Raw genomic sequence first — 21,968 nt, forward strand, 5'->3', positions numbered from 1 at the left:
AGCGAGGGGGTCAACATTCGGCCGGAACAGAGGGGTCAAACTTCAGCCGGCGTTGACACATGTGCCGTCGCGTCCGCGGTGGCACTGCCGCGCCTGCGGCCATGTCTGGCCCTGCGTCCCGGCGAGGGAATCGCTTCTTGTCGAGTACGAGGGCAACCGAGTCGGGCTGTCGCTGTATCTGTCGGCGTGTCTGCACGAGGCGATCGACGATCTGCGTGATCTCGACGCGAGGAGCACGGGCGGTTGCGGGGGGATGTTCGACCGGTTCCTCGGCTGGACGCATCGGTATCCCGACCCTCAGCAGCCGACCATCGGCCCTTCACTACTACCGGAGGAAGCGGGATCGTGAGTGGTATCGGGGTGATCGCCGCGAGTGGCCAATCGGCGATCGCGTGTGACACGCATGTGTGGCTGGCGACGCTGCCACCGGACGGCCCGACCGGCGGCCTGTTCGCCGACCGAACTCCCTCCGACTGGTGACCTCGGCGGGGGTGGACGGCGTACCGGGCGTTCATACGAGGGCTCCCCGTAGTCCGAATGTTCTGTTGCGGCGTGCGCGGCTGGGGTTGCGGTCGCCGACGGGGTCGGGGCGGGTGATGTCGCGGCAGGAGATTGCCGAGGCGGTGAACGCGTGGGTCTGGGAGCACCAGGGACGACGCGTGGACCTGGGCAGCGCCTATATCGGGAAGTTGGAGCGGGGTGAGCATCGCTGGCCGGTGGCGCACGTGCGGGCGGGGCTGCGTGGCGTCTTCGGCGTGGACGACGACGCCTCGATCGGCCTGTACGTGATCTACGGTCTGGGACGGTCGGTCGAGGCGGTGACGACCGTGGCACCGCCGGTACGGGAGGCAGAGCCGGCGCCCACACCGTCCGCGTCCTCGAACGACGACGCGGACGGGGTACCCACCACCGTGCGTCTCGACGTCGCGGCGGGGGCGGCGGTCGTGATCACGGTTGACGGTGAGCGTGCCGGGCCCATCCGTGTCCTTGTGACCACGGTGCCTGACGGTAGTCCCGGACTCTCGGCGCTGCCGTTGACCTCGGCCGACGGGGCGCGGGTGTACTCGCTCGCCGACGGGCGTAGGCGGGTCTGATGGGGCAGCAGCCGGCCGAGTTGAAGCCACACGCATCCGCGCGTCACTTCCTTGGTGCGGAGCTGAGGTGCTGGCGGCAGCAGCGCGGGTTGTCGTTGGCACGGTTGGCTGCGCTGGTGTATGTGAGTCCGGACCTTCTCGGCAAGATCGAGAAGGCGGAGCGGACGGCCAGTCTGGATGTCTTGGCCCGCTGTGACGAGGTGCTGGAGACGGGCGGAGCGCTCGGCCGGTTGCGGCGGTTCTTGGACCACCAGACGACAGCGCAGCCACGGACGGATGCCTCGGCGACGATGCCGGCCCGCTTCAGGGTGATCACGGAGATCGTGGCTGTCGGCTCAGTCGACTCCGACACCACGTCCGAGGTGGGCAACGGCGGCCGGCCGCGCTTGTACGCACTACGCGGTGGACGGGAGACATGACCGCGATGGACACCGTGCCGGAGCCCGTCATTCCTGGGCGGTCGGGTTCAGCACGCGGGCGTTCGTCCTGTCAGGCCGTGCGATTCTTCTTCCACGAACGCCACCCCACCGTCTTCGCAGCGCTGATCCGCTGGGCCGCGCACACCGGCATGACTCGCCGGGAGCTGCCTCGATCTGAGGTGGTCCCGCCACTGTCGGTGCATTCGATCATGCTGGTGAAGCCGTCGTGGAGGCAGTTGTCAGGCATCTACTGCGGTGCGCCACAGGCGAAGCGCTCGGTGGACCTTGTCGAAAGTCGGTGGTCGGCCGCCGCGTCGTCCTCGCCGCTTCCGGTTGGCGATCTGGTCGTTGGGTTCGGGGATGACCGTGGTGATGCCCTTGCCTCGCAGGGCGGTTCGGTTCGCTCGGGAGGAGTACGCCTTGCCGCCGGTGAGCGAGTCGGGGCGTGTGCGTGGCCCGACCGACCCTCCGTGGACTTACTTTACTGACGCAGGGGCAATGTAGCCACCGGAACGTGGGTCTCATCGACCGGTAGCCCGGTGGTAAGTACCTCTTCATTCATGCAGACCCAGCTCAGGTAACGCGCTGGTCCAGCCGGTGCGGCCTCCCGACCAACGACCAAGCGGGCATGGTGTCCTAGTGCGAGCAGGCCAGCGGCGAGGAAGATGTTCTCCTGCTCCGGGCGCCGGTTACGAGTCAAGATGCGCCAGCACGCTCGCAGCCGAAGAAGGTCACCGAGCGGGTCCCGACGGGGAGCCGGTGCCGGCGTCGCAGCGGCTGTCTTCGTGCCGGCCAGCTCGGCCAGTCGGGCAGAAAGGTTCGCTTCGTCGCGCACCACCGGCAGCGCTCGCAGCATCGCCTGGGTAAGTGGAAACAGTCTCATCCGACCTCCTCTGTCTGGCGGTTAGCGGCGTCGATCGTCGAACCGGTCAGCCACCGTCTGATCCACGCGCGTTCCTCCCGGGCGGCGGTCAGGATGCCCTGCCGGGTATGCACGATGTGGTCTTCGTTATGCAGCAGCACCAAGCGGACTGGGCAACCGGCAACGACCAAGGCGTCGTACAAGGACCGGGCCTGGACGACGGTGGTCGACGTGTTGGTGTCGGCCTCACTCTGGACCAGGAGCACCGGCGTACTGATCCGATGCGCCACGCGGGTGGCAGTGAACCCGTCATAGATGTCCGGGGCCTGCCAGAACGGCCGGTGCTCGTGCTGGAAGCCCGCCGGCGTCAATGTGCGGTTGTAGGCGCCGTTGCGCAGTACCGCACACTGGAAGCGTCCGGGCAGCAGGCTAAGCAGCACGGCTCCTGCCGCAGCGCCGAAGCTGTGCCCGCCCAGCACTACCCGGTCGGTGTCGAGCCCTTCCTGCTCGCCGAGTACCGACAACAGTCTGACCATCGTGGTGCGCAGCCGGTCCGCGATCTCGTCGAAGGTGGCGGTCGGCGACCATGGCAGTGGGCAAGTGAGGGTGACGACCGCCAGCTCGGGCAGGTACGTCCAGGCCGGGGTACCGGGCGCTGCGGCGGCGGGTGCGGGAACCGACGGTGGTGCTGGCTCGTCCTGCTCCTGCTCCTGCACCGGTACCAGCCACACCATCACCGGAAGGCACTCGGGTTGATCGGCGCGGCGCACCTCATAGTGGGCGCCGGAGTCCAACCTGGCTGTCGTGATCCGGGTGGGGTCGGGAGGCGGGGCAAGGCAGGCTCGGTGCAGCGTCCGAGCGTCGGTAACGGTTTCTCGGGTGAGGCTGACCTGACCGCCGCTGCGCCGTTCGACCAACCGGACCTCACCGTCCTGGTGCAGTACCGTCCGGTCGTAGTGAGCCGAGCCGAGCAGTATCAGTTCGCCATTGTCGACCCGGAATAGGTGCTGTGCCCGGAGACCGTCGGGGCCCCGGCTGAACGCGGCGAGGACCGGGCGGGACGTAACCTCGAGCCGGGCGAGCCTCCGCACCGGTCCGGGCAGAGGCAGGATGCGCGTGTCGTCCGAGGAGCACGCCAGACGATACTCCCCGTTCTGCCGGCTAACGAGTACCACAGTCTCCGACGTGGCCGGATACCACGCGGTGACCAAACCGGTGACCTGACCGATCGGGACCGGGTCGGCACCGAGTCGGGCCGTCCAAAAACGGGTCGGTTCGTCGCTTCGCCCTTCGTCACAGAAGACAAGGGTGGGTTGCGACTCCGACGTCCACCGGAGGCTGCCGTGCCTAAGACGGCCGAGGTTCCATGGCTGGCGAGGACGCGTGGTGTCGTACACCCGATAGTTGATTAGGTCTTGCGTCAGCAGACCGCGCAGATCGTGAAGATCCTCGACGATTCCGGCCAACACGTGTCGACCGTCTGGGGCGACGGCGAGATCCGCCACCACCGTTCCCGTGCACAGGGTGCGCCTTCCGCCGAGGTGGGGATCGAGTACGGCCAAGTCGGCCCGGGCCGCGTACCAGAGGCTCCGCAGCAACGGCTCTGGCCAAATCCGGACAGCACTGTCGAAAACGGCGTCCGACTGGGCATAAGGATTTTCGGCATCGACGTCGTCGCCGGCGGGCCGGACGAGCACCAACAGTCGTGCTTCGCTGAGCCAGTGCAACGGGTCCGCATGCCGACCACGAAGTCCGAGCAGGGAGTGCGCCACGATAGTGTCGGTGATGCGAACGGGGCCGATGCCAGACGGACCGCCTACCCAGGGGCAGAACCCAGCCCTTGTCGGGGTCAGACCGGACAGGGCGGTGCCGTTGGTTTGCCATCGCACCGGGGGCGTGACGGGGAACGGCCAGTCGCCCAGCCCGGTGTCGGGGTGGCCAGCATGGATCGTCGCCAGCCGGGCCGGGAGGGGCCGTGTGGTCGGCAGCAGCCGATGCGTCAGGTCGTAAGCGAATCGGTGGTGCCGGAGCAGGTGGATCCGCCGGGACGGTCGATCGGGACATCTGGGTGTGGTCAACACCGCCACCCGACCGCCGTCCGGGCTTGGCAGATAGGACACCGTGCGGCGCGCATCGAGATCGACCGCTCGGTCTTCTAATTCGTCGCGCATAGCACCTCCAGTCGGCTCGCGACAATCGAGATTACTACAGACATCAATATAAGTGAATATGAGTAATTTCGTGATATGAAAAAGTCTAACTATTCTTGATCATTCACCTAAGCCTATCTTTGGGTCTGCTGCGGCAAAGCGCCGCATCAGTGATCAGGGAGGGCGTATGTCCCACTTCGTGCACCGCAGTGAGGCGGTCCCGACAGACGGATCCGTAGCAGTCCATCTCGACCAGGAAACCGCTCCGCCGCTGGAGTGCTGCGGCTGCCCCGACGACAACGCCTGCCGCCAGTACTGCGTCGCGAACTACGGCGCACGGGGCGGCTACTGCGAGGGCTTCCTCGACCTTCGCTGCGTGTGCGTGTACTGACCGCACGTCGACCTGACACCGCACCTGTCCGGTCGTAGCGCCGACACGCTCACTGTGACGGGCGGAGTAGTGGTCCGCCCGTCACAGGGAGCTGTACTGCCGGAGCTTAGAGCAACGGTTGCTGCTGGACCACTGGAAGGCTACTGACCTGTGGATCTCCCCCCTCAACTCGATCTCGGATCCTGGCTGATCACTATGGACGTGCGCCGGCAGACCCTGACCCTCGACGGGCAGGAACTGCCCTGGCCGGCCGAGCACGGTCGCCCCCTTCACCTAGTGCCTGGTCTCGCGGTCGAGATGGGAACGGATCACGTCGTCCTCGACCGCTCCGAAGCTCACTCCGGCGAGGTGTACCACCGGTACCAGGCCGGCGTGCTCGAAGTCAGCGACAGCCTGCACCGGCTCTGTCCCGCTCCTACCCTCTCCGAGCTCTCACTACCGGTACTGCTCGGCGATTGTCTCGGGCTACGGCCCGCCCCCGACCAGACCCACCTGCCCGGCGTGCACCGTACTCCCTGCCTGTCCCGGACGCTGCTCTCCAACCGGGGCAGCGCCACCCGCGCGTACACCGACTCCCTGCTACGGTTCTCCGCCGCTCGCCCAACCGATGCTGAAGAGCTGATCCGGAATGCGGCGCGTACCGCCGCCGAGGGTTGGGACGACGCCAGCGTGGCGGTCGCCGTCAGTGGCGGAGTTGCGTCCCAGGCTCTGCTGCGGGCTATGTCGGATGGCCGGGCCAGACGCGCCGTCACCGCCGATGTGGATACCGGTCAAGTCACCGTCACCGGCCAGCCGGACAGTTTCTGGTCGACGCCCGAGTTGACCGCCGACGTGTCCGCTCTCCGCTGCTGGCCAGTAGCCCAGACCCGGGCACGGGGGACTCTGCTTGCCTTGGCGGCCGCCCGCTCCCAGTTCAGTTGCCTGGTCACCGGTCACCATCTCCGTGTCCTTCTGGGTGCGGGCCCCGAGGAAGTGCACGCGTTGGCCGGTCCGCTCGGTCGACTCACCGCAGAGCCACTCGGCGCTCGGCGACGACGGCGGCGGTCCGCCGACCACGCCGGCCCTGACGCGCAATCCGGGCAAGCGGTCGGCCGCGCCGGACACGACCACGACACGGAACACACCGGTGGCCGGATCATCATCCCCGGCTGGTTCAGCAGCGAAGCCCGGCAGGCCGTGCACGTGGCGCAACTTGCTACCCGGGCGGCGTGGTCGGATTGGTTCCGTGACATACCCGCCCGGGCATCGCGCGTGCTGTGGGCGATCACGGATCCGACCATGGCTGCGCTCGCCGATGTGTCCCGGTCCGTTGGCGTCCACCTTGTCACACCGGCTGCAGGGGCGCGGGTGCTCCCGCAGATGCTGCACCTGCCCTTACGGCAACGCGGCCAACTCGATCACGGGCGCTACATCGATGCTCCGGCGCTGCACCGGATCGCACCCGACGCCCTGCACTCGGCCGGCGGATTCCGTGCCCGGCGACACGCTGTGTCCTGGGCCGCTCGATCTGAGGGACAGCTCCGGGCGTTCGCACATGACGGCTTTCTCGCTCGGGAACGCTTGATCGACCCAGGTCGAGTGGAAGAGGTCCTGGCTAACCCGTTCCTGCTAGCTGAGCAGGCGCCCACGCTGCTCCAAGCCGTACGGCTCGACGCCTGGCTCAGCGAACGGGAGGCTAAGGCATGAAAGGCTGGCGGCTCGCGCCCAACGTGACGTTGACCGAGCTCTCCGACGGTGGTTACGTCCTCGTCGAACTCGACACACTCACCTGTCACGAACTGCTGCCCCTTGCCGGCCACTTGTTGGTTCAGGGCGAGGCTCGGGACGACGGTCCCGGCGTACGCGACTTCCTAGCCGACGCCCAGCGTCGAGGATGGATCTTTTCCCGCACTCAGGAGGTACGCGAGACGTGATCGGGTGGTATCTGCTGCTTTTACTCGCCGGTGTTCTCGCCGGATCAGGGTTGGCCAAGGGCATCGCTGCCGCCCGAGGGGAACTTCAGTGGCCCGAGGGAGCGGTGTTGCTGCGCTGGTCCATCCCGGCATCGGTGGTCATCGGCTTGGAGGCGACCGCAGCACTGCTCGCCGCCCTGCTGCCGATCGGCTGGCTGACTGGGGTGCTGATTACCGGCGGATACGCTCTGCTGGTCGTGGCCGCTGTCACCCTGCGGGGTCGGGAGTGCGCCTGTTTCGGGCTCCGTGGCTCCAAAATCACGGCCTGGCACGTGGCCGTCAACGTCGTGGCCACGCTTGCCGCCGCTCTGTCCACCGCAATCCTCGGGGTGTCCGCCCCGGCCGGTCCGGCGCTGCCGGCGCGCTTGGCGGTCGTGATGATCGTCGGGGCACTGGTGGCGGGTGCCGCGCATCTACTGGCCCGCCTGCACGCCACTGCTCAGATCCGTCAGTCCGCCACCTGCCTCGGTCAAGCCCACACCGTGCTGGTGCTGACCATGCCAGGCTGCCCGGCATGTGAGGCGCTGCGTGTACTACTCGAAAGCACCGGACCGTCCGCCCTGCGGTGGAGAGAGGTGGCCACCCGGGACGATCCGCACGCGGACCTGGCGGACGGGAGGTATCCCTGTGCGGTCGCCCTAGATATCCACGGCCAGCCGACCTGTCCGCCACGATGGGGCGTGGCGGACATCAAGCAGCTCGTCAACGCGTTCGTCGAACTCGACCTACGGCGTGTACCGCGATGACCGTGGCCCTGGCCGATACAGCGGAAGAGGCATTGCGGACTCCCGGGCAGGGAAGTATCCGGCGAATAGCACGGTACGTTCGCCCCCAGGCCCAGTCCATCAATGCGTTGCTGGCCCTCATCGTGACGGAGAGCATGCTGGGCGTCCTGCCGCCGTTGCTGCTCCAGCGCATCATCGACACGGGCGTGATGGACCGTCGACCGGCGGTGGTGACCGGCTTGTCCATGGTGGCGCTCCTGGCCGTGGTGGCCAGCACCGTCGGTCGCTTCGTCGCCCAGTGGCTGAGCGTCAGGATTGGTCAACATCTTGTGTATCGGTTGCAGTCTGACGCCTTCGCCCACCTGCAGCGACTACCGGTGTCGTTCTTCACCCACACTCCGGCCGGTGTCGTCACCGCACGGATTACCAACGACGTCTTGGGCGCTCAGGGTGTGGTCAGTGGCATTCTGCCGCAGGTGGTGTCCAGCGTCACCAGCCTAGTGTTCGTCGTCGGTACGATGGCCTACTTGTCCTGGCCCATCACGATGGCCGCGTTAATCCTGCCGCCACTGATCCTGATACCGGCGAAACGGGTCGGCCGCCGGCTCCGGGTGGTCAGCCATGCCCGGATGGAGGCGGTCGCGGACCTTTCCGCGTTCCTGACCGAGCGGTGCGGTATCGGCGGCGTCTTGCTGACCCGCCTGTACGGCAACCGGCTCACCGAGCAAAACAGTCTGCATCAACGGGCGGCGCGCAATCGTGACCTCGGCGTCAGCGTGGTTTTGGTGGGCGGGGCATACGCCACGGCGCTGACCGCCCTCGGCTCAGTGTCGGTAGTTATCGTCTACCTTATCGGCGGTCACCTCGCGCTTGCTGGCAGTCTCTCGGTGGGCACCCTGGTCGCCATCACGGCCCTACTCGCCCGGCTGTACTCGCCGATCACCTCATTGTCCACCGCCCGAGTCGAGGCTATGGCCGCGCTGGCCAGCTTCGAGCGGGTGTTCGAGCTGCTCGACGAGCCGGAGACCGTGCGGGAGGTGCAAGGTGCCCCGGGATTGCCCCCCGGGCAGTCGGAAGTCGAGTTCGACCAGGTCACCTTCGGTTATCCACCGCGCCGTCGGCTCGGCATGGCAGGCCCGGAGGGGACGTCCGAACAAGTGCTGCGGGGGGTGAGCTTCACCATCCCGGCCGGGCGACGCACGGCGCTGGTCGGTGCCTCCGGTTCGGGCAAGAGCACGGTTGCCACGCTGCTGGCCCGGCTCTATGACCCCGACGGGGGCGCAGTGCGAATCGGCGGTCAAGACGTACGCGAGGTCAGTCTGGAATCGCTGCGCACCGCAGTCGGCGTACTGACTCAGGACGCGCATCTTTTCCACGATACCATCCGCGCCAACCTCCGCTACGCATGCCCAGATGCAATGGATGAAGACCTGATGCGGGCCTGCGCCAGCGTCGGCATCCTGGCCCTGTTGCAGAGTCTGCCAGACGGGCTGGACACCGTCGTGGGGGAACGTGGGCACCGTCTGTCCGGCGGCGAAAAACAGCGCCTCGCCCTAGCGCGACTGCTGTTGAAGGAACCGAGTGTGGTGGTGCTGGACGAGGCCACCGCACACCTCGACGCAACATCCGAGGCCGCCGTCACCGCAGCGCTCGCCACCGTTTTGGCTGGCCGCACCACCCTGGTGATCGCCCATCGCCTGTCCACGGTTCGGGACGCTGACGACATCCTCGTCATGTCCAACGGCAGAATCGTGGAGCGCGGTACCCATGACGGACTGATGGCTCGCAATGGCGTTTACGCCAGGCTCTACCGCACGCAACTCGACGAAGAGACATTCTCACGAGGGGCCATACAACTAACGGCTGATCGACCGATCAAGGAAGAGACGCCAGTTAACGACCGAGATCATCTCGGGGCAGAAATCGGTCGTGGAGTCGGCCAATGCAGTCACGGATGAGCAGTTGATCGCGATTCTGATCGACCGATCTCGTGGCGACAGGCTTTCTGACCGGCAAAGACGGGCTCGAAGTCCGACGCATGGGCATGGTGCGATCAGAACCGCACTGGCGTGCCCGTTGCGGAGCCGTAGTTCGGAACGTGGGCGTACCGGGCGTCGTGGCGGGTGCGGCGGTGGGATCCTGGGCGGTATGACAGGTCTCGACGCCAAGGCGGACCTCCATCGGTACCTTCGGGAGGCGCGCGAGGCGCTGCTCGGGAAGCTCGACGGGTTGTCGGAGTACGACGTGCGGCGTCCGCTCGTGCCGACCGGGACGAACCTGCTCGGGCTGGTCAAGCACGTGGCCTTGGTGGCCGCGGGGTACTTCGGTGAGGTGTTCGACCGTCCCTTTCCCGAGCCCGTGGCCGGTCTGGAGGCGGACGCCGAGCCGAACGTGGACATGTGGGCCGCGGCCGACGAGTCCCGCGAGGACATCATCGGCCTGTGGCACCGGGTCTGGGCTCACGCGGACGCCACGATCGAGACGCTTCCGTTCGACGCGTCCGGCTCGGTGTGGTGGTGGGGACACAAGCCGGTGACGCTGCACCTGATCCTTGTGCACGTGCTCGCCGAGCTGAACCGGCATGCCGGGCACGCCGACATTGTGCGCGAACTTGTCGACGGCCAGGTCGGTCGGCGGCGGCCCGGCGACAACATGGTCGAGGGCGACGAGGCGTGGTGGGCGTCCTACCGCGAGAGGCTGGAAGCCACCGCGCGCAAGTTCGCCTGTCGGCGACATCCTCGCGCGGATGTCGTTCAATTCGTTCGAGAGGGCACTGTCATCGGGCGATGAGGTCGATTCGGACATCAGCGCTGATGGGGATGAGGTGGACGTGGCTGTTCCCTCGCTCCCAGTGAGCGGGCACCAGGGCGTAGCGGTCGGGGGAGTGCACCAGTAGGCGTAGCCCGGCGTACCGGTACCGGAAGCGGCTGTTTTCCTGTCGGATCTCGTCGACGGTGATGCCTGGTCCAGCGATCGCAAGCCGTTCGGCGCTGTACAGAACGAGATCTGGCTCGTTCGGCAGGCCGGCCACCCTGTCCGCCGCCATCGCACGTCCGGTGTGCTGGGCGTACGACGACACGGCCCAGAACAGCCCGATGATCGCGAGGGCCAGGAGGGCGGCGGTGCGTAGTCGGATGGAGCTGGCATCGGATGTTGCTTTCGGCTGCTGGCGGATGAGTGTCGACAGATGCCCGGCGTAGCCGAGGAGAGCTGTTGCGGCGATCATGGTCAGCGGGAGAGCTGGGCCCAGGGGGGCTCCGACCTGTTCTTCGGCCAACAGTCCGATGACGGTGACAGTGGCGAGTAGCGCCGCGATGCCTCTGGCTGTCACGACGGCCTGGGTGACGAGCTGGCGTTTCTGGTTGCTGAGTGTGGTGATCATCGGCAGGACGAGGTGCCGATGTGCGGCCCTCAGCGCGAGGACGAGGAACCCGGTCACGATCAGGGGCGGCAGCACCGAGTTGACGCTGCGCATGAGGTAGTCGGTGACGGAGAAACCCAGCAGTTGCGGGTCTACCCCGAAGTGGCTGTAGGTGGTGTGGGCGCGTATCCAGCCGAAGTAGTACAAAGCGGCAGTCAGGACAGCTGTCTGGGAGATCAACGATCCGAGGACGACCCAGGCCTTCGCTGCCGGGTCGGCCTCCTCGGCGGTCGTCGCTGGTACGCGTTGGGGCGCCCGTTTGGGGACGGGTGAGGTTGGCGTCGGGCTGCCCAGGCGACGGTTCCGCCTCGCCTGCGGCTTAGGCAGGCTATTTGCCATTGTTCCTCAGCTGGGACGGGGTGTAGACCCGGATCTCGATCACTGTCGGCGTGCCTGTGGACTGCTTGGAGAATGACACCATCGTCTGCTGCTGGGCCGTCCGTGCGCACAGGTATCCCTTACCGTTGAGAAGGGGCTCCAACGTGACCGATTTGGCGTCGAGCTTCGCAGCCTTGCACCGGTCCCACGCATCGCGGCCAGAGCCGATGGTGCCGATACGGGTCCCGTGGTGCGGAACGGCCAGGATGTGGGCGGTCGGAGCGGCTTCGAACACGATGTCCGCAGGCGGCTGGGGCGGCCACCAGTCGATCACTTCCGGCTTGTCGAGGTCGACGATGGCATCGAGCGTGATCTGGAGCGTGCGCCCCATCAGCACCCATGGGGGCACGCTGCCCGGCGCGACCTCGGGGAAAGCCTTCCTCATCGACTCGGAGGCACTTGGTGTCGACCTCGGCGGCAGAGGTGGAAGTTCGTCGCCGCCTGACGTAGGTGTCTGTGCCGGGTTGCTGGTGGCTGATGGCGAACGCGTGGCCTTCGGTGTCTGGGAAGAGCGTTCAGCCGCGGGCGTCTGGTCCGACGGCGACCCAGCCGGCGATACGCAGCCCACTGTCGACAGCAGCGCTGCGCCAAGTAGGTAGCGGACGATGATTCCCGGGAGCCGGTTACCACCCATGTACGGATTGTTTCAGGCGTCGGCAAGTCCTTGTGATCTCAGCTGCCGCATCCTTCCACGACGCCCGGCATGCCGCATGTGCACCTTCGACTTGAGGGTAGATCCGCAGGTTAATGGGCGGCAGAGCGGGCGCTGTGGCGGACGGAATGCCCAGCTGTCTGTCGGCTCGGCTGAATATTGAGGGCAGAGTTGACACCATTCCGGCAGCCCGCAGAAAGATCAAGGATCAACTCTGGGCCACGTTTTGCGCCATCGCTGTCGGAGCTACTGGTTGCTGCAGCCCTCTTTCGGTGTAGGTGTGACGGCTATCCCCCACTCGGGCAGCAGAGGCCATCAGGGTGCGTGGTTCGTTCGCGACGCGGTCGTTCATGACCAGGACGCGATGCGGCGGACCGCAGCGATCTGGCTGACCCATCCCTTCAGGCTGATGATCTTGACGACGTCGCCGGTGGTCGGGGCGTGGATGATGAGTCCGTCGCCGAGGTACATGCCGACGTGGCGCGGGTTCGAGCGGGTACCCAGACTGCCGGGGATGAGGATGAGGTCGCCGGGCAGCAGAAGGGCCGAGTCAGCGACCGGCTTCCCGGCGTTGGCTTGGTCGGTGGTGACCCGGGGGATGGGGATGCCGGCGGCGCGGTAGGCACCCTGCATCAGGGAGGAGCAGTCGCACTGCTTGGCGGGGTCGCCGGAGTGCGGGTCGGTGCAGGAACCGCCAAAGTGGTACGGGGTGCCGAGCTGCCCCAGGGCCCAGTGGATGGCCGTCGTCACGGCGGGCGGGGTGGTGGCCGGGAGGGTGAACCCGTCCGGGAGGGCAGTGAGTGCGTCGTTGGTGCAGCTGGCGGAGGCGCCGGTGAGTTGCTCCACCAGTTGGAGGGCGTCGTCGGTCCACTTCGCGTACGCATCTGGGAAGGCGGAGACCTGGACCGCCTGCGCGGCCTGGGTGAGAGGCATGGACTCCCATCCGGGGACCGCCAGAAGCGCGTCGAAGAACTTTCCGGCCTGGTAGGCGGGTGCGGACAGTTCTGCGGCGGTACCCCAGCCCTGGCTGGGACGCTGCTGAAAGACACCGATGGAGTCGTGGTCGTTGCGGTCGCCGAGGTGGGGCAGGTTGCGGAGGCCGGATTCCTGCATGGCGGTGGCGACGGCGACGACCCAGCCCCAGCGGGGCACACTTCGGGTGACGCCGACGTCGACGATGGTTGCGGCGATCGCGACCTGGTCGGTGTCCCACCCGCTGTTGCCGGGTGACGGCCCGCCGGAACGTGGTGCCGGTGCGGGCATAAGGCCGCAGCTGCCGGAGCCCAGGCCGGTGACGGCTGTCAGCAGGAGCATGGGCAGGCCGAGACAGGCCACGACGACGACGGCGACAAATCTGATGACGATCCTGGTCATGGTGGCAACTCCCGTGAGGTGGTCCGGTCGGCTTCTCTGTTGTCGTGGAGCGCAAAAAAGGGCGGTGGGCCGCCCAGAGGGGCGGCCCACCGTGTGCGGTCAAGCGACGGGCGTGGCGAGTACCTGGGCGATGTGACGGAGCAGGTTCTCGATCAGTCGGCTGAAGCCATCACGGTCGGGCTGGGTGCCGGTCTGTGCGGCGTGGGCCCAGTCCCAGGTGCCGTTGGCGATGGCGGGGACGTGCCAGAGGTCGCCGCGGGGGTCGAGGAACAGGGCGCAGCCCCAGCGGTCGGCCACCAGGGTTAGGGGTTGGGTGGCGCAGGTGATGGCGCAGGCGCAGTCGGGCTCGGTGTAGGTGGTGCGTGGCCGGCGGTGGTGGACGATGCAGCGGCAGTCGCAGGTTCTCTGCCACGGCGGGGTGTAGGCCATCGGGTCCTCCCGGGCGGTGAACAGGCGGACGCCTCGGTCGCCGCCGTTGGGTGGCCGACGTCCGAGGCGTACGCGGTGGTGAGGGTCGTGCAGCGCGGTGGCCGGTGCGCGGTCGTTACTTCCTGCCGTCGTTCTGGTGGAGGCGGCTGTAGATGGCGACGCAGCGCAGGATCAGCTCGTGGGACGGCAGGGCCAGCAGCCGGTGCCGCTTGTCGTCGCGGAGCCGGTCCCAGATGAGGATGGTGACGGAGGCGGACCACACGTCGACGAGAACCCCGTCGATCTTGGCGTACTGCCGGGTGGCGACGATGCGGCGCAGGGTGTCGATGAGCGTGGCGTCGCCCGGTGGGTGGTGGGCGTCGTCGGGGCGGGCGGCTTCGGGCAGCAGGGTGTAGCAGTCCTCGCAGGTGTGGTCCTGGCGTGGCGGTTGCTCGGTCTCCCACCGCCGGACGTCGGCGGCGGGCAGTCCGCACACCGACTGCCGCACGTCTCGGGGGTGGCGGATGTGGGCGCTCACCGGCTGCCCGCCGGGTGGGAGCCGGGCCTGATGGTGCTCCTCACGGGGGTCTCCTTCGTCCGGGAGCCGGGGCAGCGGCCCGGGACGGCCGCTGCCCCGGCAGGAGATGGGGCAGCGGCGGTCAGACCTTCAGCAGGTCGAAGGCGGTCACCTTCAGTTCGCCGACGGTGCCGGTGACGACCCGGTTGGCGCGGACGGTGGCGTTCTTGGCGGGCTGGTAGTGGTCGAGGTACTCGGTGATGGCCTGGTAGCCGGCCCATCGGGTGCCGGTGATCGCTTTCTGGGTGTCGGCCTCGCGGATCAAGTACTTGAGGGTGCCGAGGCGCTGCTTGGCGTTGTTGCGGGTCTGGTCGGAGGCGGTGTCCTTGACCGGCCACACCTGGGCGACCACGTTCTCGAACTCGCGCATGGTCAGCTCGGTCTGGAGCATCCGCTCGGCGGCCTGCTCGAAAGTTTCCATGTATCTCCACATCAGGCCGAGGGCTTCGCGGGCCTGGCTGATCTGGGCGTTGACGTTGGAGGTGTGCCGGAAGGTGTAGTGCCCGACGGAGTGGGCGAAGGCGGCCCGTTGCGTGTTGGCGCACACGACGCGGATCGGGCTGGCGTCCACCCGCAGGGCGGCGGTGCCGTCGTGGGAGGTGGTGCCGATCAGGTAGAGGTCCAGGCGGTCCACCCCGCCGATCTCCATGGCGGTGGGCAGCTTCATGGTCACGAAGACGCTCTTGCCGCGGCGCAGACTGCCGGCGGTCTCGAAGTGGGCGCCGCCGACCTGGTCGACGAGGCGGTCGAGGAGTTCGGCGCACTGCTCGTTCTGGACGACCGTGTAGTCGGTGCCGACGATGCCCAGGTACTCGGTGGCACCGGTGACCGGGTTGCGGCGGACGGTCATCCGCTTGTCGTCGGCAGGGACCTGCACCTCGACGCCGTCGACGATGTCGACGCCGACGGTGCGGATGGTGCGCACGCCCCAGCCGCCGAGGCGGGCCGCGGCCATGATCTCCTCGGCGCGCATGGTGTCCTGGGTGACGGTGCCCAGCTGGTGCCAGGCCGACAGGCGGGCACTGGCGAAGGCGGTCGTTCCGTCGGCGAAGGTCTCGAGGTCGTGTGGCACGGGGTGCTCCTTCCGGGATGCTGCGGGGGCCGGGCGCACGGCCCGGCCCCCGCAGCGGATGAGGGGATACGGGACGGGTCAGGACTGCTCGGTGGTGTCCGAGGTGGGCGGCGCCGGGTAGGCGAAGGTCAGCGGCGTGTCGGAGACCAGGAGGATGCGGCCGGCTGCGGCGGCCTTCGTGAGGTTGTTACGCACGGCGCCGTTGCTGACCGCCCGGTTCAGCTGGGCGCTGATCGCGGTGGCGACGTCCTGCGGGGTCATCGCCGTGCCGGGGGCGGCGGCGAGGACGTCGAGGGTGAGCTTTTCCAGCTCGCCCCGGCCGAACGGCTGGCTGCCGTCGGCGTTGACGGTCCCGTCGCTGCCCCGACCCGCGCTGCGGGTGGTGGCCGCCGTCCGCGGGGGCGTGCGGGTGGGCAGGGTGACGACGTGGGTCTCGTCGTCGGGTCCGACGATGTGCAGCGTGCCGTCCGGGCGGATCAGCGGCTGCACCGCCGCCGTGGCGCTCGGTGCGGTCGCCAGTCCGCGGATGACCTGGTGGCACAGCGGGCAGCGGGGCGGCTCCGGGTTCGGGTCGACCTCGCTGGCCTTGGTCGGGCCCGGGATCCAGCGTTGCGGCAGGCCGGGCAGCCGGCGGGCGGCGTCGGCCTGCTCCATCGCGGTCAGCAGTCGGGTGGCGGTCGGCTGCCCGATGCCGCTCTCGGCCACGATCACGTCGAGGGTCGCGCCGTCGTCGCCGTGGTCGGCCAGCACGCCCTTGATGGCCATGACCTTGCGGTCGCCCGGTCGCGCCGGCTGGACGACGGCCGGAGGCGGAACCGCCTCGTCGTTCTTCCCGGCGTCCGGGTCGCTGTCCGTGCCTGCGGTGCCGTCGTCGACGCCGTGGTCCAGGTCGGTCGGCTCGTCCGGATCGTCGCCGTCGACCTGGACGGCCGCGTCGGCGTCCGGGGACGTGGCGTCGGCGTCGTCGGTCTCGTCCAGGCTGGTTGCACTGTGGGCCTGGGCGTCGATCAGTGCGATGGGCTGATCGGCCGGCTCACGGTCCGGACCGCCGGTTGCGGTGCCGGCGTCCGGCTCGCTGTGCTCGCCGCCAGCGTCGGTGTCGGTGTCGTCGGGGACGACGGCGGTGTCCTCGGACGGGGTGGCGAGGGTCCACCGGGTGGAGGTGCCCTCGGCCGGGTCGGCGCCGGTGTCCACCGCGACGATCAGCCCGGCGTCGGCCATGGTCTTGAGCGCCTTGTCGGTGGTGGAGCGGGCCTTGCCGGCCTTGTCGGCGAGCTCGTGGACGGTGCCCTGCCCGAGTTCGGTGAGGGCGTCGAGGACGGCCTGCGTGGCAGGCGTCCGGGATGGGTGATCCATCAGGTTCCCTTTCTGGGATGGGGTCGGCCGGCGCCGGGTGGCGCCGGCCAGCGGTGCGGCCGGGCCGCGGACAGCAGCCCGCACGGCACGCGCCGAGTGCGGTGCCGTGCCGGTGCTGTCGGGGATCGCGACCCGGTGGCCGTCGCAGGGGCGATGCCGTGCGAGGTCAGGGGGGCGGCGGCAGGTCCGTCCGCCGCCTGCCGGACGGAGAGGCGACCCTGGACGGGGTCGCGGTAGCTGCCGGTGTCGGCGGGGGACAGCGACCCTGTGGTGATGCTGTCGAGAGGGTGGAACCGGGCGTCGGACGTGCCGCCCCGGATGCTGGCGCGGTGTCCGGCGAGGTTCTGCGGGCGGCCGCTCGATGCGCGGCAGGACGACCAGGATGGTGTCGCCGGGGTCGACGTCGCGGCCAGGGGCACCCGCGGGCCCGGGTGCGCCGCCGCTTACGCCGTCGGCGTGGTGTCGGCGATGAGGGTGTCGACCCGGTCGCGGGCCTGGTGGTAGTCGTCGGTCAGGTCGGTGATGGTCTCCACCGTGCTGGTGACGGTGCAGGGTTCGCTGAGGTCGTCGGTGTTGAGGAGCAGGGTCCGGAGCCGGTCGACGGTGAGCAGCAGTTCGTTGCGCAGGAATCGCAGGGCGGCGGCGGCTTCGGGCAGGTGCACGGCGGCGGGGACGGGATCGGCGGCGTGCTGGGCGAGGGTGCGGCCGGTGGCTGCGGCGATCCAACGGTCGATCGGGTCGAGGTAGGGCATCAGGTTGTCCGATCAGGTGGGGAGGTGGGCGAGTTCGGCGGGGGTGAGCTGGTCGGGGGTGCGGTTGCGCCAGGCGTCGGAGTGGCGCAGGTGCCACCAGCGCAGCAGCGACCGGCAGGCCGACGGGATGTCGTCGCAGGCCGGCAGCGGGAACGCTCGTCCGGGTGGGGTCTGGGCGTGCCGCGGGGCGGTGGACGCGGTCGGCACCCACCCGTGGTCGGTCTCGGTGATCTGTCCGACGACCCGGTCGGGGTAGGGGATGGCGAAGGCGTTGGCGGCCTCGGCGTCGGGCAGCACCAGCCAGGTGCGCTCGGCGGTGAGCCGGAGGGTGGCCACGCCGCGGGCCGGGTCACCCGGGTACAGCAGCAGGTGCTGCTCGTCGGTGGTGCGGACCGGTCGGTGGTGGCGCCAGGCGCGGTAGGTGGCGACGAGCAGGGCGCCGAGGACGACGTGTCGGTCGCGGGCGGTGAGCGCGTCGGTGAAGGTGTGGTGGTAGCCGGCGACGGGCAGGTCGCCGTGGGTGGCCAGGCCGCGTCGGGCGTGGTGGGCGAGCGCGCCGACGCGGGTGAGGGCCTGGTCGAGGGTGGCGGTGCTGGCGGTGAAGTCCCGTGCGGTGGTGTGGAGGATGCGGGCGAGGTCGCCGACCGGGTGGGGGGTGGCGGTGTCGTGGCGCCACACGTGCTCGGGCAGGACGTCGTTGGTGTCGGCGGCGATGCGTCGCAGCGCAGGATCGGTCAGGAACACCGGGGATCTCCTTGCGGGGTGAGGGGATGGCGCAGGGTGAGGGCCGGTCGTCGCGGGGGCGGCGACCGGCCCTCTTCGGGGTCGGTGGGGTTCAGGCGATGGCGACGGCGCACAGCCGCGCGTCGGGGCGCAGGGCGCGGACGTAGCTGCATGCCTCGTTGAGGAAGCGGAGCCGGTCGGCGGCCGAGGCGCTGGCCGGCATGAGGAGCCGACCGTCGGTGGTGATCAGGGCGTCGCCGACCAGCGCGATGCGCCAGTGGAGGCCGACGTATGCGGCTTCGCCGGCCCGGTAGACGGACAGTTCGTAGGGGTCGAAGGAGTGAGCGAGCATCGCCAGGACCTGGGGCTGCTGCTCGAAGCGGCGGCGCGCCTCGGCCCACGTGACCGTGGTGGGGTCGGCGAGGTGGTGGGCGAGGTGGTCCTCCCACGGGCGGGCGGGTCGGGTGGTGGCGTTGATGAACGTGTTCCAGGCACGCCAGCGCAGGCCGGCGTGGTGCGCGGCCCGGGCGGCGGTGCCGGTCAGGTCGAGGCGGCTCTTGCGTCCGCCGGCGGCCCGGGTGACCGCGCCGAAGCGGCGGGCGGCGTCGAGCAGGTAGTAGCCGAAGAACCGGGTCAGCCAGCCGATCAGCCTCCGGTGGCGGACGTGGTAGCGGCGGGCGGGGGTGCCGTTGGCCTCCAGGAGGTCGTTGACCTTCTCCGAGGCGGCGAACCAGTCCGCGTCCTCGCCGGGGGCGAAGCAGACGGTGACCACCTGCGCGGCGGTCGGGGTCGGGGTGGGGGTGGGCACGACGGGTGCTCCCTTCACGGGCAGGCTGGGGCAGGGGTGTCACCGGGCGCGGCGTCCGGAATCCGGGGCTGCCGTCGGGGCGCGGGGTGGATCACGAGCCGACCGAGGGGTGGGCTGGGGGTGATCCCGCCGGCGCGGGCAGGTCCGGGTGGGGACGGGCGGCGGTGCGAGCAAAAAGTGAAGCTGCACCGTAGCGTCGTGACCTGACAGCACCAGGCCTGTCAGATCTCACCGCCAGGCGGGTGAGCTGCGGTGACAGGAACCGGCGGGTCGCTGTCAGGGTCGGTCAGACGACGAAGACACCGTCGTCGTAGTTGGGGTTGTCCGCCACCGGCGGGCCGTGGTCGCTGGGCAGGTCGGTGAGCGCCACCCGGCCGGTGGCGCCGGCCGGCAGCCACACCGCGCCGGCCGGGTTGGTGCCGTGGGTGGCGGTGGCGCACGGCACGTCGCCGCCCAGGCGCCGGTGGAGATGTTCCTCGCGCTGCTCGCTGGCGAGCCAGAACAGCACCGGGTAGCGGGGCCCGCCGCGGCGGATCAGCTGCGCGTACCGGTCGAGCTTGGCCACCACCCGGCTCAGAGGCTCGGTGCCGGTGTCGGCTTCCAGGAAGAACCCCACCGTGACGTCGGCGACGCTCCACAGGCCGTGCCCGTCGGCGGTGATGGTCCGGTACCGCTTGGTGGTCAGCGTCTCCGACCACCACCGGTCCAGGCGCGCCCCGGCGTGCTGGCGGGCGTGCGCGGTGAGCCGCACGAAGAACTCGTTGGCGGTGAGCAGGTGCGGCAGGTGCGGATTGGCCGACAGCCGGTGCGTGCTCTGGCGGGTCGCCCGCAGGGTGGGCTCGGGCCGCTGGTGGGCGGCGGCCTGGAACCGGTGCCCCTGGTGGCCGAGGGTCCAGTGCCAGGGGTGGCTGCCGCCGCCGGCGCGGGCGAACCGGAACCGGTCCAGCAGGCCGAGGGCAGCCAGTTCACCGAGCCGGATCTGACACGTTCGTCGGGCGCCGAACAGCATGCGGTGGATCTGATCGGTGGTGAAAACCCGGTGGTCGTCGAGGAGCTGGAGCAGGAGCCGGTCCCGGCCGGTGATGTGGGGATACAGGGCCAGCAGGCCAGGGGAACGCGGTAGCGGCATAGAGGATCACCCCGTGGAGAGAGAATCCCGGAGGGAGTCTGGATGAGTCGATCGTGCTGGCGGGCCCGCCGCGCGCCGGGTTCCGGCAGGTGGGGCACCTGACAGGCCGGACGGGAGGCCTCGTGCGGGGGCTCGTGTCGCGGACACCCCGAAACGAGCCCCCGATGCCGCACCCAGACGAGCAGCCGAACGAGCGGCAGCGCAGGTCACCGGTCGCGGGAGGTCATGCGCCGCTTCAACGCCGTGCGGGCGAGCTGCTGCATCGGCGGCTCCCCGTCGGCGCGGGTGTGCGCGGCGGCGCACCGCTGACGGAACGCGGTCGCCTCACCCACGACCGGCGCCGGCGGGTTCGTGGTGACGGTGAACGCGGGCAGCTCCCGGTTGCCGACCAGGAGCCGGGCGGCGGCGGTGTGCACGTCGAGGTGGGCGAGGTCGTGCTCGTCCACCTCGGGTTTCGTGTGCCGGGACAACTCCCGCGCGTCGGCGGGGTCGACGGTGAAGACCACCTTCGACCGGGCGTTGGCCGACACCGCCGCCGTCAGGTCGTGGGGCAGCTGCGCCAGGTTCTGGTGCGCCAACACGAGCCCGAGCCGGAACCCGCGCGCCTCGGCCAACATGTCCCCGACACTGCCCGGCAGCGTCAGGAAGTTGTGGCACTCGTCGATGTACAAGGTGGCGTCCCGTCGCTGGGCCTCCGGGATCGTGGCCCGGGCGATGGCGGCCTGCCACACCCGGGCCACGATCATCGACCCCAGGATGCGGCTCGTCTCCTCCCCGAGGATGCCCTTGGGCAGCCGGCACAGCAGCACCCCGCCGTCGAGGACCGCGCCCATGTCGAACGACGAGTGGGCGTTGCCGATCACCGACTTCACGAAATCCCGCAGCAGGAACGCCCGCAGCCGGGCGAGCACCGGTGCGATGACCTGCCCCCGGAACTGCTCGTTGATGCCGTCGTACCAGAGCCAGAACCCGCCGAGGCCGTCCGGGTCGTCCAGGCCGTGGGTGAACCGGCCCCGGAACTCCCGGTCCTGCAACAGCGACGGCACCAGACTCAGGGTCGGTTTCGCGTGCCGCATCAGGGTCAGGCAGGCCACCCGCATCGTGTCGTCCATCCGCGGCCCCCACTGGCCGTGGAAGATCTTCGCGAAGATCCCGACGAGGTTGTCCACCGCCAGATGCGGGTCACCCTGGTCGTCGAGCGGGTTGAAGCAGGCCGGGTTCTCCTGGTCCGGGTCGATGATCACGACCCTGCCGGCCTGGGAGGCAGGAAGCCGGTCGAGGACGTCGGTGACCAGATCCCCCCGCGGGTCCACGACCACCGTCCCGCGGCCGGCGGTGATGTCGCCGAGGATCATGTTCAGCAGCAGCGTGCTCTTCCCGACCCCGGTCTTGCCGACCACATGGACGTGCTGCCGGGCGTCGGCCACCGTCAGGCCGACGCTGTGGCGGCCGATCTGCGAACGGCCGAGCACCTTCACACCCCGCCCGCCGGAAGGCACCCGCACCGACGCCGGCACGGCCTTCGCCCGCGCCCGGTCCAGACCCGGCACCGCGAGGTCCTGCGGCAGGGCGGCCAGCGCCGCCAGCTCCGGCACGGTGGCCAGGAAACCCCGCCGCAACCGCCGCCCGGCGATCGTGGCCACCGGCTGCGGCATCCTCATCCGCCGCAACTGGTTCGGGCCGGTGTACGCCGTGGCGGCCGCAGCGATCGCGTGCCCGAGCTCG

At 69.4% G+C, this 21,968-nt stretch carries 22 protein-coding genes and 1 pseudogene; 9 read left to right on the forward strand and 14 right to left on the reverse strand.

Features of this window, described 5'->3' with window-relative positions; all coding sequences use genetic code 11:
* From AWW66_RS34955 to AWW66_RS25060, 3 genes are all read left to right on the forward strand, one after another.
* The coding region (locus AWW66_RS34955) for an FYVE zinc finger domain-containing protein (protein ID WP_425413305.1) at positions 1-349 on the forward strand (349 nt) is incomplete at its 5' end.
* Between the two features lie 310 nt (positions 350-659).
* Positions 660-1,094, forward strand: coding sequence for a hypothetical protein (locus AWW66_RS25055; protein WP_157527880.1), 435 nt, complete (start codon positions 660-662; stop codon positions 1,092-1,094).
* On the forward strand, positions 1,094-1,513 hold the full coding sequence (locus tag AWW66_RS25060) for a helix-turn-helix domain-containing protein (RefSeq protein WP_067371131.1): 420 nt from the start codon (positions 1,094-1,096) through the stop codon (positions 1,511-1,513). Before AWW66_RS25055 ends, AWW66_RS25060 begins: the two co-directional genes overlap by 1 nt.
* A gap of 278 nt (positions 1,514-1,791) precedes the next feature.
* On the opposite strand, the pseudogene AWW66_RS35640 reads toward AWW66_RS25060, so the two are convergent.
* Together AWW66_RS35640 and AWW66_RS25065 are read right to left on the reverse strand one after the other, a co-directional pair.
* Positions 1,792-1,968, reverse strand: a pseudogene (locus AWW66_RS35640) (IS5/IS1182 family transposase); the annotation flags it as partial.
* A gap of 424 nt (positions 1,969-2,392) precedes the next feature.
* The gene (locus AWW66_RS25065) at positions 2,393-4,546 is read right to left on the reverse strand and encodes an alpha/beta hydrolase family protein (RefSeq protein ID WP_083978922.1); all 2,154 of its coding nucleotides are present in this window, start codon (positions 4,544-4,546) and stop codon (positions 2,393-2,395) included.
* A 166-nt stretch (positions 4,547-4,712) separates the two neighbouring features.
* On the opposite strand from AWW66_RS25065, the gene AWW66_RS25070 reads away from it, so the two are divergent.
* From AWW66_RS25070 to AWW66_RS25095, 6 genes are all read left to right on the forward strand, one after another.
* Positions 4,713-4,916 (forward strand): hypothetical protein, encoded by a 204-nt coding sequence (locus AWW66_RS25070; protein WP_067371135.1) that lies wholly within the window; start codon positions 4,713-4,715, stop codon positions 4,914-4,916.
* A 150-nt stretch (positions 4,917-5,066) separates the two neighbouring features.
* Positions 5,067-6,602 (forward strand): hypothetical protein, encoded by a 1,536-nt coding sequence (locus AWW66_RS25075; protein WP_067371136.1) that lies wholly within the window; start codon positions 5,067-5,069, stop codon positions 6,600-6,602.
* Positions 6,599-6,829: an actinodefensin-associated protein B gene (adfB, locus tag AWW66_RS25080; protein ID WP_067371138.1), complete on the forward strand. Its 231-nt coding sequence runs from the start codon at positions 6,599-6,601 to the stop codon at positions 6,827-6,829. Before AWW66_RS25075 ends, adfB begins: the two co-directional genes overlap by 4 nt.
* Positions 6,826-7,614, forward strand: coding sequence for a hypothetical protein (locus AWW66_RS25085; protein ID WP_067371140.1), 789 nt, complete (start codon positions 6,826-6,828; stop codon positions 7,612-7,614). Before adfB ends, AWW66_RS25085 begins: the two co-directional genes overlap by 4 nt.
* Positions 7,611-9,551, forward strand: coding sequence for an ABC transporter ATP-binding protein (locus AWW66_RS25090; RefSeq protein WP_083978924.1), 1,941 nt, complete (start codon positions 7,611-7,613; stop codon positions 9,549-9,551). The genes AWW66_RS25085 and AWW66_RS25090 overlap by 4 nt, the downstream gene beginning before the upstream one ends.
* Before the next feature lie 190 nt (positions 9,552-9,741).
* On the forward strand, positions 9,742-10,383 hold the full coding sequence (locus tag AWW66_RS25095) for a DinB family protein (RefSeq protein ID WP_083978926.1): 642 nt from the start codon (positions 9,742-9,744) through the stop codon (positions 10,381-10,383).
* Here the strand turns inward: AWW66_RS25095 and AWW66_RS25100 are convergent.
* The 12 genes from AWW66_RS25100 to AWW66_RS25155 all read right to left on the reverse strand — a co-directional run.
* Entirely contained in the window at positions 10,370-11,194 is an 825-nt protein-coding gene (locus AWW66_RS25100) for a hypothetical protein (protein WP_067371144.1), read from the reverse strand. The two genes, AWW66_RS25095 and AWW66_RS25100, sit on opposite strands and share 14 nt — an antisense overlap.
* A 148-nt stretch (positions 11,195-11,342) precedes the next feature.
* Positions 11,343-11,777, reverse strand: a complete 435-nt coding sequence (locus AWW66_RS25105) for a hypothetical protein (RefSeq protein WP_067371145.1) — start codon at positions 11,775-11,777, stop codon at positions 11,343-11,345.
* Positions 11,778-12,392: 615 nt separating this feature from the next.
* Positions 12,393-13,418, reverse strand: a complete 1,026-nt coding sequence (locus AWW66_RS25110; protein WP_067371147.1) for a C40 family peptidase — start codon at positions 13,416-13,418, stop codon at positions 12,393-12,395.
* 99 nt (positions 13,419-13,517) lie between these two features.
* Positions 13,518-13,847, reverse strand: coding sequence for a hypothetical protein (locus tag AWW66_RS25115; protein ID WP_067371148.1), 330 nt, complete (start codon positions 13,845-13,847; stop codon positions 13,518-13,520).
* Positions 13,848-13,962: 115 nt separating this feature from the next.
* Complete coding sequence (locus AWW66_RS25120; RefSeq protein WP_245648478.1) at positions 13,963-14,334, reverse strand: hypothetical protein; 372 nt, start codon at positions 14,332-14,334, stop codon at positions 13,963-13,965.
* Positions 14,335-14,485: 151 nt separating this feature from the next.
* Positions 14,486-15,475 (reverse strand): DUF932 domain-containing protein, encoded by a 990-nt coding sequence (locus AWW66_RS25125; RefSeq protein ID WP_067371151.1) that lies wholly within the window; start codon positions 15,473-15,475, stop codon positions 14,486-14,488.
* A 78-nt stretch (positions 15,476-15,553) separates the two neighbouring features.
* Positions 15,554-16,831 (reverse strand): helix-turn-helix domain-containing protein, encoded by a 1,278-nt coding sequence (locus tag AWW66_RS25130; RefSeq protein ID WP_067371152.1) that lies wholly within the window; start codon positions 16,829-16,831, stop codon positions 15,554-15,556.
* 443 nt (positions 16,832-17,274) lie between these two features.
* Positions 17,275-17,583, reverse strand: a complete 309-nt coding sequence (locus AWW66_RS34960) for a hypothetical protein (protein WP_067371153.1) — start codon at positions 17,581-17,583, stop codon at positions 17,275-17,277.
* Between the two features lie 12 nt (positions 17,584-17,595).
* A complete protein-coding gene (locus tag AWW66_RS25140; protein ID WP_067371155.1) occupies positions 17,596-18,327 on the reverse strand; it encodes a hypothetical protein in 732 nt (243 codons plus the stop codon).
* Between the two features lie 91 nt (positions 18,328-18,418).
* A complete protein-coding gene (locus AWW66_RS25145; protein WP_067371157.1) occupies positions 18,419-19,114 on the reverse strand; it encodes a hypothetical protein in 696 nt (231 codons plus the stop codon).
* A 286-nt stretch (positions 19,115-19,400) separates the two neighbouring features.
* Positions 19,401-20,243, reverse strand: a complete 843-nt coding sequence (locus AWW66_RS25150) for a replication-relaxation family protein (RefSeq protein ID WP_067371158.1) — start codon at positions 20,241-20,243, stop codon at positions 19,401-19,403.
* A 206-nt stretch (positions 20,244-20,449) separates the two neighbouring features.
* Positions 20,450-21,968 (reverse strand): type IV secretory system conjugative DNA transfer family protein (locus AWW66_RS25155; RefSeq protein ID WP_157527889.1); only part of this gene is annotated, 1,519 nt, incomplete at its 5' end.

Source organism: Micromonospora rosaria, from assembly GCF_001567585.1.
Taxonomy (GTDB): domain Bacteria; phylum Actinomycetota; class Actinomycetes; order Mycobacteriales; family Micromonosporaceae; genus Micromonospora; species Micromonospora rosaria.

Bases quoted from the DNA above. Each gene is read 5' to 3' on its own strand.
- adfB (WP_067371138.1), top strand. From the start codon at position 6,599: ATGAAAGGCTGGCGGCTCGCGCCCAACGTGACGTTGACCGAGCTCTCC.
- AWW66_RS25150 (WP_067371158.1), bottom strand. From the start codon at position 20,243: ATGCCGCTACCGCGTTCCCCTGGCCTGCTGGCCCTGTATCCCCACATC.
- AWW66_RS25060 (WP_067371131.1), top strand. From the start codon at position 1,094: ATGGGGCAGCAGCCGGCCGAGTTGAAGCCACACGCATCCGCGCGTCAC.
- AWW66_RS25090 (WP_083978924.1), top strand. From the start codon at position 7,611: ATGACCGTGGCCCTGGCCGATACAGCGGAAGAGGCATTGCGGACTCCC.
- AWW66_RS25095 (WP_083978926.1), top strand. From the start codon at position 9,742: ATGACAGGTCTCGACGCCAAGGCGGACCTCCATCGGTACCTTCGGGAG.
- AWW66_RS25130 (WP_067371152.1), bottom strand. From the start codon at position 16,831: ATGGATCACCCATCCCGGACGCCTGCCACGCAGGCCGTCCTCGACGCC.
- AWW66_RS25115 (WP_067371148.1), bottom strand. From the start codon at position 13,847: ATGGCCTACACCCCGCCGTGGCAGAGAACCTGCGACTGCCGCTGCATC.
- AWW66_RS25070 (WP_067371135.1), top strand. From the start codon at position 4,713: ATGTCCCACTTCGTGCACCGCAGTGAGGCGGTCCCGACAGACGGATCC.
- AWW66_RS25105 (WP_067371145.1), bottom strand. From the start codon at position 11,777: ATGAGGAAGGCTTTCCCCGAGGTCGCGCCGGGCAGCGTGCCCCCATGG.
- AWW66_RS25065 (WP_083978922.1), bottom strand. From the start codon at position 4,546: ATGCGCGACGAATTAGAAGACCGAGCGGTCGATCTCGATGCGCGCCGC.
- AWW66_RS25110 (WP_067371147.1), bottom strand. From the start codon at position 13,418: ATGACCAGGATCGTCATCAGATTTGTCGCCGTCGTCGTCGTGGCCTGT.
- AWW66_RS34960 (WP_067371153.1), bottom strand. From the start codon at position 17,583: ATGCCCTACCTCGACCCGATCGACCGTTGGATCGCCGCAGCCACCGGC.